Below are 10,197 nucleotides of genomic sequence, written 5' to 3'. Positions count from 1 at the left end.
TACCTTGCTTTTTTAAGCTACCTGTAATGTTTCTATTTGAGGCAATCCTTGCAATAATTTTGCCCCATCAAAATCGCATTGCTTGTTGCCGATGGCAAACAGGACTCGCAATAACTTGCAACACAAGGCTATGAGTGACTGCTGTTTCTTCAACGGGTGTTTAGGGCGCTTTGTATAATATTGGTGCAGGGCTTTAAACGCCGGATTGTGCACAACCAGCGGGCGAATTGCCAGATACAAGGCTCTTCGAAGCCTCTTTCTTCCCCGTTTGGTGATGGTTGTTTGCCCTTTAAACTTCCCTGAACTATGTTCTTTCAATGAGAGCCCTGCTAAATTTACAAGCTGTTGGGGGTGGCTATACTTTGTAATGTCACCCACCTCAGCGAAAAATAAAGCGACTGTAGTCTTTCCCAGGCCTGGGATAGCCATCATTTGCCTGGCTCCCGGGAGACCTTCTACCAGGCTTTCCAGTTCTTGATCCAACTGTTGGATTTGTTGATTGTAAAGCTCATACTGCTCAAGCAGGCAGTCTATTTCCCGTTTGGCAAACTTCATGCCAGCTTGAATGCCAATACTCTTTCTGGCTGCTTCCACAAGCTTTGTTGCCTTTTTGTTCTGATGGCCCTGGATTGCCGTTGTAAAGTATTTCATCGATGCGGGTACCTTCAGCCGGCAAAAAGGAGACACCTTTCTTCTTCCAGCCGGCATAACATTGATGCTAACATTCGACACGAAATCGGAATATCCTATTTAAATTAAGATAGAAAAACAACAGGCGATAAAAAAACTCTCCGGCCAACGCGCCCGGCGCAGACCGGGAAGGGGAAAGCGGAGTGTGAAAAGGCTACCCGGCTATGTGATAAATGTATTCCAACAAACAAAGGATTCAGCTGTATCTTGTTTTACAAATTATAAAACGCTTTCATCACAAACAACAAAAGAAAGAGCAAGATGACAGCTCCGTAAAGGATCCCTCCGCTGAATCCAATTCTCATTGTTTTTCTCCCTAAAAGGGAATAGAAGCCGAAAACCTCACTTCTATTCCCACAATTATCATTCGGACGGCAGCCCAATGTTTCATCTTTTCGTGCAAAGAACTTCCGTCTCCATCCGGGTGATTATACAGTACCGCTCCTGTTTGTTTCCTCCACTCCCGGTGGTGTTTGCAGCCGTTTTTGCACCTGGTCGCTCAGCAGCTTATACAATGTTGCGGCAACCGGCACACCGAAAAGCATGCCAACGATCCCGCCAAGGCCGCCCCCGATGATGACCGCCGCCAGGACCCATAAACCCGGCAGCCCGATCGACGACCCTACTACCCGCGGATAAATGATGTTGCCTTCCACTTGCTGAAGCACAACAATGAACACCAAAAAGAACAGCGCCTTCATCGGATCCACCGTTAAAATCATAAATGCGCCGAATGCCGCACCCAAATACGCGCCGACAACCGGAATCAAGGCCGTTGCACTGATAAATGCCCCGACCATGGCAGCATATGGAAAATGTAAAAGAAACATGCCTGCCGTACATAAGCAGCCTAAAATCACGGCCTCTACACATTGCCCGACAATAAAGCTTGAAAAAGTCCGGTTTGCCACCTTGAGCACATAATACAATCTGTCCGCCGTCTGCTTTTTCAAAAAAGCACGGACCACTTTATCCGCCTGAATAGCCAGCTTCTCCTTTGCCGCCAAAATATAGATGGCAAAAATAATGGCAATGACCAGGTTCATTACGCCGCTTGTTAAGGCGCCGGCGATGGAAAACGTCGAATTCAAAATGCCGGTCACCACTTTGGAAAGAGATGCGGTCAATTTTTTTGTGACTGCATCCAGATCGACCTGCAGGCTGGAGATGAACTTTCCGAGACTGGAGTACTTGCCGCTGTTTGACTGGAAATAGTCCAAGCTTTTCGTGTAAACGCGCGGAATGGCATCAATCAACACTGTAAAAGCCTGGATCAATTGCGGCACAATGATCAAAACCAGAATGGAAACAATGCCGAAAATCACCACAAACGAAAAAAGAATGCTGACGCCCCTCCGCGTTGCGCGGATAAATTTGTTTTGCGCGTTCGGAAAATAAACGCGTTCCACTTTTTTCATTAAAATATTGAGCACATAGGCAATCGCAGCCCCGAGCACAAGTGGGAATGCAACATGCCAAACCGCCCCGAGCGCATCCAGAATCGTGCTGAAATATTTTACAAAAAGCACGGCCACAACCGCCAGCAGTATGTATTTGATCCATAAACTAAGTTTTATTCCTTTCATTTAATCCCTCCGTCTGATGCGTCCGTTTGTCTTATAATCCATTTAACTTGATTATACTTGAAAATAAAGGATTGCAGCAGACCAATTTTTATCATTTTTTCTGTGTTATACATGATGAGGCCTGATCAGATGGTTCCAGCACGTGAAATTCTCTTGGGTGGGAAAATGAAAAATGAATAAAACAGGGGATGGCATATGTTATTTACGAAAAATTACTTTAAAATTGGCGCTTTTCTATTGCTGATTGTATTACTGCTTTCAGGCTGCTCAGGAAGACGGGCAGGAGAAGCCAAAAGTCCGGGCCAGGCCAAGTGCTGCCAAAGGAGAGCAGGTTAAGTGACCAGGTTTCCCCAAACAGTGAACTGCCGGTAAATTTTGTTTGTATCCCGGGGCCTCCGGCTGCGTCAAAACTACCCTTCTGAACGTGATTGCCGGTTTTCAGGCGCCGGATTCAGGGAAAGTGATTATTGTTGGAAACAGGCATGCTAAAACGAGCCCGGATGTTGGCGCCGTTTCAGCAACCAAATTTATCCCTGGCTGTCAAATGAAAACAAACAGGCGATTTTTTCCATCCGGCAATTGCGAATGGAAAAACCGATGCTGAATGTGCGTGCCTTCCAGCATAAAATGTTCGCCATTGGCACGCTGATGATTATGATCGTCTTCAGTATTATCATGTCATCCATGCTTTTGCTGCCGATGTACTGGCAGAGCGGAAAACTGGTAGCTGTCGCGCTTACCGGCATCCTTCTTTTGCCAGGGGGAATTGTAAACGGGATTGTGTCGGCTGTCTCGGGCAAGCTTTATGATCTATACGGCGCAAAATGGCTTGTCAGAATCGGGTTTCTGATCTGCATCGCAGCTGGTGCAATGTTTATCTGTGTCCAAACAACATCTTCTTTTCTTTTTGTGATTGCAGCGAATCTTTTGCTCATGGTCGGCGCGCCGCTTGTTATGTCCCCGGCGCAAACGAACGGGCTGAACGCATTGCCGAAAGAGATGTCCCCTGACGGCAGCGCGATTATGAATACCGCCCAGCAAGTGAGCGGCGCGATTGCCACTGCCTTGTCTGCCACATTGCTGGCTGCAGGCGAACACGCTTATACAGGGGCAGGCGGGCAAAGTGCCGTAGCGGCCTTAACAAACGGCGTCCAGTACGGTTTTATGTTCACGCTCATCCTGGCAGTCACTGGATTTGCCCTTTCCTTTACCGTCCAAACCGTTGGTGTATTGGAAAAGCCGCAGGACCAGCAAAGGAAAATGCAGTTGAAAAAAGAAACGGACTCCCCCTGTTGAGGAGCAGAAAACCCGTTTTAGCCTGATAAGCTAAGACGGGTTTATTAAGGTTTGCTGATTAAATCCGATTTGCCGGCAAGCTCTGCCTCAATATTACCAAATCATGGATCTGCGAAAGAGCCTGTTTTCGAGTAAAACGTGAAGTTCGCCCAGAGCTGCCAGATCCCCTGCCAGGCACCGGCTGATTCAGCAAGCCCTATTGATTTGCTGCTGTTTTTCCGCTTTCACCCGCATTATTATGAATCAGAAAAGAAGTTAAAAAGGCCAAAATGCTGCCGCAAAAGCCGAATAGAAACAAATGGTGAATGCCCTGCATATAAGTAGACCCGCTTGTCAGAAAGGCACCCATTACGGTCACGCCGATCGCCGTTCCCATGTTCCGGCAAAACATGAAAAAGGAAGTAGCTATCCCTTTTTCGTAGGCGCTCACCATTTGCTGGGAACCGATAATCCCGACCGTCGAAAGCAGCCCGAATGCAGCGCCATGGACAATCATGACGAGAAAGACGTACCAGAACCCATGACCCGGATTTAGAAAGATCCAGCATACACCCGAAACAAGCAAAAGCCCGTTCCCGATTAAAAGCAGCCGCCGGTAGCCATACCGCAATATCCATTTTCCGGCAGGGACTGCAGCGGCCATCCAGCCGATCGACGACCCAAGCAGCGCAACCCCGCTCATGAGCAGTGACAGCCCTGTTACTTTCTGCAAAAACAGCGGTACATAGCTAGAAGCACCAAACAACGCCACTGTCCCGATAAAGGAGTTGACATTCATCCGGGCAAATGTCTTATTTTTAAACATCGAAAGCGGCACAATCGGGGAATCCTGCCTTTTTTCATAAAAATAAAAAAGGAGAAGAAAAAGGATTCCGGCTGCCGCAAACAACCAGTAGTTGCGGTGTACGACCGTGACCAAAAGCAAGAGTGTGATCGCAACCGCAAATAATGCAGCTCCTATGTAATCGACACGCGCTTTTTTCGGCGCGTAATGCTCGTTATACGGCAAAAGCGTTAAAAACGAAATGAGGCAGACTGGCAGGTTGACAAAGAAAATCCACCTCCACGTTAAATACGTTACAAAAAACGAGCCTAAAAGCGGCGCCAGGACAGCGGATAATCCCCACATGCCAGTAAACAATGCCTGGATTTTTCCGCGGTTTTCAACAGAAAACAGGTCTCCTGCGATAATGGCCGGAAACGGGACCATAAAACCTGCCCCAATGCCCTGAATAGCCCGAAAGACAATCAGTTCAATCATCCCGGATGACATGCCGCATAAAAGCGACCCGGCGAAAAAAAGCACGATCCCGGACCCGAACACTTTTTTCCTCCCGAACAAGTCGGACAACCGGCCCGCAATCGGGGATAAAATGGTGCTCGTGATCATATAGGAAGCAAATGCCCATGCGTACAAGTCAAAGTGGCCGAGTTCTTTTGCAATGACAGGCATTGTGGTGTTCATAATCGTTGCGTCAATCGATGACACAAGCATTGCCAGGACAATACTGACCATGACAAACGTTCTGCTCTTCATAAAATCCCTCCATTCCCTTTTAACATTCCGGTTTCCGTCACGATTTGCCGGACCGGAATATCATAAGATTCGCTGGGGACATGCTCCTTCAATTGGTACGAGTGGACCAAAGACACGGTCTGATTGGGAAAACCGGCAAGAAACCGGTCATAATAACCGCCGCCAAAACCGATGCGAAAACCTTTTTTGTCAAAAACAAGGCCAGGAACGATGAGCAGGTCTATCGCCTGCTTCTCGATTTTTGCTGTTTCTTCCGGTTTCGGCTCGAGCAGGTTAAAAAAGCTTTTTTCCAATTGCGCGAAATCATCCAGCCTGTAAAAAACGAGCTCTTTTTCTTTTGGCACGCATTTTGGAACACAAATCGTTTTCCCCTGCGCCCACCCGGTTTCAATGATCCGCTTCGTATCCCATTCGAAATGTTGGGAGACCGTCACGCCAACCGTTCCGGCATTTTTCCACAAACCGGAGGAAAATAAAATTTGTTGCAGTTTTTCTTCTATGGCCTGCTTTTCGCTAAAATCCAGCCGCTTTAACCAGCCGATCATTTCTCTTCGTATTTCCGCCTTGTCCATTTTCTTCACCCCGGAACACCCATCAAAATTTGCGCTTTTCCATCTTACCATGTTTGGGCTGAAGTGGAAACGAAAATGCCCCCCGGGTGTATGAGACCAGAGGGGATTTTCTGATTCGCTCCCTTGGGAATGGCAAGTACTTTTTTCACTTTTTAGAATTCCCCGGTTATCCACGCCAAAGTGATTCGAGATTATTGTTGAATTCCACTTTCAACGGGTGCAAGAGGCAGCTTTTCCGGGATACCGGAGCTCCTGAACCCCGCTGGCAATGACAGTTGCTTAGCATCCTTTGCTGCAACAGAAAAAGCCCCCAAGCTGCATACGGCATGGGGGCTTTTTCTTATCTTTTTCCTGCATTTAGTTGTGCCATTTCTCCGAGATAGCGCCCGCTTTCCTTTATCATCCGTTCCTGCGTTTTTTGGTTTACGGCAATCAGGCCGAATTTCATAGAATAGCCGGATTGCCATTGTGATCAAATGTTGACTAGTTGCAGCAAACTGATGCCTGACTTCTCCCCTTTTTTCACCACCCGGACTGCAGGGAAACATTAATGGCCCCGTTCTATTTCCCGCTGGATTTTTTGATTTCTTCAAGCGGATAATCGAGCATATCTGCGATCGTTTCGGGTGCGGTGCCTTTGCTCAGCATTTTTTTGATTGCTATTTGTACCCCTTCTTCGATTCCTTTTTGCCTGCCTTCTTCAATCCCTTTTTGTATCCCTTCTTTGAGCCCTTCCTCTCTTTCCCCGCGGATATTCGCCAGCTGGTCGCGCAAAAATTTCAGCCGGGCTTCGTACAATACTTTGTTTTCCCGAATGGTACTTAAATTTTCCCACTCTTTGATTGCGTCAAGCACTTCCTGCTCGTTCATCGCCCATTTCTCCGGTTCGGGGAAACCTCTTTCGGTGCCGGCAGGTTTTTTCGATTTGACCCTGCCCTTAGAACGGCCCGCTCGTCATTCTGCCGCCCGCATTTTCGTAGTATTCGCGGCGGTTCCGTTCAATGTATTTGCTGAACCGCTTTCCTGCTATTCCCGGATAGCCCCCTTTCACTCTATCTAGGAACGCATCAGGGGCTAACATCCATTTATCCCAGCCTGTGCCTGGCATTCCAATCCAATGACGGGGGAACCAAAAGGATTCCCAAAATGCGGAAATCCTAATTTTCCTTCACCGGAAGCTGGCATGAAATATGGCGGAAATTCTTATTCCCCCTTGTTCTTCTTCTCCTTTTCATGCACAATCATGCGCCAGTTTAAATCGCCGCGCATTAAGCCTTGGACGAGCAGTTCAGCTGTACCCATGTTGGTGGCAAGCGGAATCGAATAGACATCGCAAAGACGGAGTAAAGCGGTAATGTCCGGTTCGTGCGGCTGGGCCGTGAGCGGATCACGGAAAAAGAAAACGAGATCCATTTCATTTTTGGCAATCATTGCGCCGATTTCCTGGTCGCCGCCGAGCGGGCCGGAATTGAAGCGGGTAATTTTCAAATTGGTTTTTTCCATAATCCTCTTGCCGGTTGTGCCGGTCGAGTACAATTCATGGCCGTCGAATACCGGCTCATAGGCAACCGCAAAGTTTACAATTTCCTCTTTCTTTTTATCATGGGCAATAAAAGCAATTTTCAACTGGAAAACTCCCTTCTCCAAAAAATAACGTTACTACTATAATACGATAATATTATAAAAAGCGGATGGGTAAATGTCATTGCGAGCAAATGGGTCGCATGGTTGTGCATAACAATCCGGTTTTCCGGATCAACCTCAAGCCTTGCGATATGGCTCATAAAATGGGACGGAAGCTCGCTTGTCGGCATTGCGGATACCCCCTATTTCAACCGGCTGTTCAAACGGAAAACGGAGATGACGCCGCTTGCTTACAGGCGGAACGGGTGACGGATCCCTGCTGTTTGCGTTGTCGTAATACTGGTTGGATTGCACAATGTCAGCGGACGGGGATTCATTTTAATTGCGCTATCGACAAGTGTTCCTTTTTGCAGTTTGAATGGCACAACGCTGGTGGGATGGGATTTCCCTTGCTGTTTGCGCTGTATAACGGATGGTGCCTAAACGCAGAGCCCCCTCCCGCCCTTACATTCATGCAGGCCGGACGTGGAACATTCTAATGGCATTCAAGTGAAACAGGGAGAAGTTTGTGGCCCGCTCCATTTTTCCATCGCAATGGCCGGGCCTGAGGAACGGCAAGAAAATGCTATTAGACGCCCATGCCGCAATGAATGCGGCACCAGCAGAAGAGTGAAAGTCAGCCGGCGCATATTTTCAGGATAGAAAATGCTATTCTTCCACTTCTTTAATCACCATGTTTGGCAGTTCCCTGATCGCATCACGGATTCGTTTTGCTCGGATTTTCCCCTGGCCGGCAAAGCGGAGCAGGTTGTAAGCATATATGCCAAAATGCAGGGCAAGCGCATTCGTTTTTTTATTCCGGGAAGGCGGCTGTTTAAAACCAAGATCAAACATAAATTCCCGTCTCAGTGATTTACAGGCTTTCAGGTGTTCGCCGTAAAGCCTTGGCACAGCTTCCGGCGGGGTATCGAGCGTTGTCATGTACACATCTGCTTCATACTCTGGAATCAGAAGGATTTGCCCGTTTTTATCAATAGTTGTTTCAATGAGTTTAAAAACATAGTAGGCTGGTTTTTTTGCCCCGGCTGCCGTAATGGGTTCCGCAACAGACCCAAAGTAAACGTTTTTTCCTTCCCGTTCGGTTGAGCATGTGCCGTATTTCCGTGCAGTTTCCATCCAGGTGCCGGCATCTGTCTGCAGTTTGATCACAAAATCAATGTTACGGTCCAACAATTTTTCCATCATTTCGGATCCTTCTTTTGCCTCGAGCCGCCAAAGGAAAGGCCCTTCCGCCAATTGTTCAGCAGCACGGACCGTCACGCTCGTTTCTTGTCCAAAGGAAAGGCAGTACCCTTCCTTTCCAATAAAAACAAACGGCGTTGAAACATCTACCGGGATAAAACTTTTGCCTTGTATGGTCACCGGGTTGATAGGTGCACCAGCCTTGCGAAGCAGGTGAAGAGATTCATCAAGGATGATCTGTTTCCATTCTTCTGATAAAGCTGCTTCATCCAGGCGGTGCTCAAGGACAGCCGGCGAGGGAACTCTTTCCAATTTTAAAAAGGTACGGAAATCACAATCACTCCGCAACGGTTCAATTTCAGCAAACTTATTTTTCCCAAGGCAAAGCAGCCCGATATAAGACTTCGCGATGTCCCCGTTTGAATAGCCGGGATTCCTTTTAATCGTTTCTGACTTGGCACTGTTCAGCCTTGATGCGAGATGCGTCTGGCTGATAAGAAATTCTACGATGCCCATTCCGAATTGATCGCTTATTCTTTCACTTGTTTGCTCAATCCGTAAATTTTTCATCTGCTCACCTACGAAAATTGATATTTATATTATACAAAAAGTTGCTTATAATGGGTATGAAGTCTGAATTTTAGAAAGGATGTGAACGATGCTTTTCAAGGAAAGGAAAACTTCACTTGAGTATGCTCTTTTAAAGTCGCTGAGCAGCCGGATGAAACTCCATGAAAAAGACCTTCAGTATCTACGGAATTTGGAAAAAGGTGACGAAGGCGAGCGGTATTTTGACTCTTTAACAGGAGCGCTTACATGTGATTGTTTTGTACTGAATGATTTGCGCCTTTCCTGCAACAATGCTACGTTCCAGATTGATGCCCTCATGATTACCGGCGAAACCATTTACCTGTTTGAAGTGAAAAATTATAAAGGGGATTTTTATTACGAGCGGGACAGGATTTTTACAAAAAATAATAAGTCTGAAATCAACAACCCACTGCTTCAGGTCAAACGTTGCGAATCGCTTTTCCGGCAGCTGATTCTCTCGCTCGGTTTCAATATGCCGGTCTCGGCTTCCGTTGTTTTTGTAAACCCCGAATTTACCCTGTACCAGGCACCCCTAAGTGCGCCATTTATTTTTCCGAATCAGTTAAAACGGTATATGAAAGATTTGAATGCAATTTCTGCAAAGCTGAGCGGAAAGCATAGAAGGCTGGCAGAAAAGCTATCTTCGCTGCATATAGAAGAATCGCCTTTTCTTCATTTGCCGAAATATAGGTATGATCAATTGCGGAAAGGCATTTTTTGCGCCACTTGTGGTTCTTTTTCCTGTGCGGTAAAAGGACGCTCAGTTATTTGTGAGGATTGTGGACAGGCTGAATCTGTTGAGGCCGCGGTCCTCCGCAGTGTCAGAGAATTTCGGATGCTGTTTCCAGAGCGGAAGATTACAACAAATGATATTTTTGACTGGTGCAGGATTGTGGACTCGAAAAAAAGGGTGAGCAGGATACTGGCAAAAAATTTTAATAAGTTCAGAGGTGGAAGGTGGTCTTACTATGAGTAATTGATGATCACAAACTTATGAATTACAAATTCTACCGGGGGGAAAAGCATTTGGTATTTTAACACTTCAAAAAGACCAAATATGCTCTGTTCCCCCGTTATTTTTGTCCTTTTGAACACTCCA

The 10,197-nt window shown here is 46.8% G+C and carries 11 protein-coding genes and 2 pseudogenes; 4 read left to right on the top strand and 9 right to left on the bottom strand.

Translation table 11 applies throughout. The annotated features are described in order from the left end of the window. Window positions 1-12: 12 nt before the first annotated feature. Window positions 13-612 (bottom strand): annotated as a pseudogene (locus IC21_RS09885) (transposase); the annotation flags it as partial. Window positions 613-1,118: 506 nt separating this feature from the next. Further along, window positions 1,119-2,276 carry an AI-2E family transporter gene (locus IC21_RS09880; protein ID WP_029142286.1) on the bottom strand — a complete coding sequence of 386 codons (1,158 nt, stop codon included), beginning with the start codon at window positions 2,274-2,276 and terminating at the stop codon, window positions 1,119-1,121. Between the two features lie 379 nt (window positions 2,277-2,655). On the opposite strand from IC21_RS09880, the gene IC21_RS17700 reads away from it, so the two are divergent. Both IC21_RS17700 and IC21_RS09875 read left to right on the top strand, forming a co-directional pair. After that, a complete protein-coding gene (locus IC21_RS17700; protein WP_029142287.1) occupies window positions 2,656-2,880 on the top strand; it encodes an ATP-binding cassette domain-containing protein in 225 nt (74 codons plus the stop codon). Beyond that, entirely contained in the window at window positions 2,802-3,572 is a 771-nt protein-coding gene (locus IC21_RS09875) for an MFS transporter (protein WP_307189624.1), read from the top strand. The genes IC21_RS17700 and IC21_RS09875 overlap by 79 nt, the downstream gene beginning before the upstream one ends. Window positions 3,573-3,768: 196 nt before the next feature. On the opposite strand, the gene IC21_RS09870 is transcribed toward IC21_RS09875, so the two are convergent. The 6 genes and pseudogenes from IC21_RS09870 to IC21_RS16295 all read right to left on the bottom strand — a co-directional run. Continuing rightward, window positions 3,769-5,109 carry an MFS transporter gene (locus tag IC21_RS09870; protein WP_019721984.1) on the bottom strand — a complete coding sequence of 447 codons (1,341 nt, stop codon included), beginning with the start codon at window positions 5,107-5,109 and terminating at the stop codon, window positions 3,769-3,771. Further along, window positions 5,106-5,732 carry a 5-formyltetrahydrofolate cyclo-ligase gene (locus IC21_RS09865; protein WP_029713810.1) on the bottom strand — a complete coding sequence of 209 codons (627 nt, stop codon included), beginning with the start codon at window positions 5,730-5,732 and terminating at the stop codon, window positions 5,106-5,108. The genes IC21_RS09870 and IC21_RS09865 overlap by 4 nt, the downstream gene beginning before the upstream one ends. Window positions 5,733-6,021: 289 nt before the next feature. Next, a complete protein-coding gene (locus tag IC21_RS16740) occupies window positions 6,022-6,129 on the bottom strand; it encodes a hypothetical protein (RefSeq protein WP_142236785.1) in 108 nt (35 codons plus the stop codon). Between the two features lie 113 nt (window positions 6,130-6,242). Then, window positions 6,243-6,551 (bottom strand): hypothetical protein, encoded by a 309-nt coding sequence (locus tag IC21_RS09855; RefSeq protein WP_029713811.1) that lies wholly within the window; start codon window positions 6,549-6,551, stop codon window positions 6,243-6,245. A gap of 333 nt (window positions 6,552-6,884) precedes the next feature. Next, window positions 6,885-7,307 carry a methylglyoxal synthase gene (gene mgsA, locus IC21_RS09850; protein ID WP_013859011.1) on the bottom strand — a complete coding sequence of 141 codons (423 nt, stop codon included), beginning with the start codon at window positions 7,305-7,307 and terminating at the stop codon, window positions 6,885-6,887. Window positions 7,308-7,366: 59 nt separating this feature from the next. Further along, window positions 7,367-7,495: pseudogene (locus IC21_RS16295) on the bottom strand (rhamnulose-1-phosphate aldolase); the annotation flags it as partial. Here IC21_RS16295 and IC21_RS16735 point away from each other — a divergent pair. After that, on the top strand, window positions 7,455-7,574 hold the full coding sequence (locus IC21_RS16735; RefSeq protein ID WP_235801116.1) for an AraC family transcriptional regulator: 120 nt from the start codon (window positions 7,455-7,457) through the stop codon (window positions 7,572-7,574). The pseudogene IC21_RS16295 and the gene IC21_RS16735 sit on opposite strands and share 41 nt — an antisense overlap. A gap of 399 nt (window positions 7,575-7,973) precedes the next feature. Here the strand turns inward: IC21_RS16735 and IC21_RS09845 are convergent, their stop codons facing one another. Continuing rightward, window positions 7,974-9,077, bottom strand: a complete 1,104-nt coding sequence (locus IC21_RS09845; RefSeq protein ID WP_029142291.1) for a hypothetical protein — start codon at window positions 9,075-9,077, stop codon at window positions 7,974-7,976. Window positions 9,078-9,165: 88 nt separating this feature from the next. Here IC21_RS09845 and IC21_RS09840 point away from each other — a divergent pair, with 88 nt between their 5' ends. After that, window positions 9,166-10,074, top strand: coding sequence for a nuclease-related domain-containing protein (locus IC21_RS09840; RefSeq protein ID WP_029142292.1), 909 nt, complete (start codon window positions 9,166-9,168; stop codon window positions 10,072-10,074). Window positions 10,075-10,197 lie beyond the last annotated feature (123 nt).

Origin of the sequence: Heyndrickxia coagulans DSM 1 = ATCC 7050 (genome assembly GCF_000290615.1) — a bacterium.
Classification (GTDB): Bacteria; Bacillota; Bacilli; order Bacillales; family Bacillaceae_C; genus Weizmannia; species Weizmannia coagulans.
Note: the sequence above shows the minus strand (reverse complement) of the source record. Positions and strands in the feature narration are given on the sequence as shown.

Bases quoted from the DNA above. Each gene is read 5' to 3' on its own strand.
- IC21_RS09865 (WP_029713810.1), bottom strand. From the start codon at position 5,732: ATGGTAAGATGGAAAAGCGCAAATTTTGATGGGTGTTCCGGGGTGAAG.
- IC21_RS09855 (WP_029713811.1), bottom strand. From the start codon at position 6,551: ATGAACGAGCAGGAAGTGCTTGACGCAATCAAAGAGTGGGAAAATTTA.
- IC21_RS09880 (WP_029142286.1), bottom strand. From the start codon at position 2,276: ATGAAAGGAATAAAACTTAGTTTATGGATCAAATACATACTGCTGGCG.
- IC21_RS09870 (WP_019721984.1), bottom strand. From the start codon at position 5,109: ATGAAGAGCAGAACGTTTGTCATGGTCAGTATTGTCCTGGCAATGCTT.
- IC21_RS09845 (WP_029142291.1), bottom strand. From the start codon at position 9,077: ATGAAAAATTTACGGATTGAGCAAACAAGTGAAAGAATAAGCGATCAA.
- IC21_RS16740 (WP_142236785.1), bottom strand. From the start codon at position 6,129: ATGAAATTCGGCCTGATTGCCGTAAACCAAAAAACGCAGGAACGGATG.
- IC21_RS09840 (WP_029142292.1), top strand. From the start codon at position 9,166: ATGCTTTTCAAGGAAAGGAAAACTTCACTTGAGTATGCTCTTTTAAAG.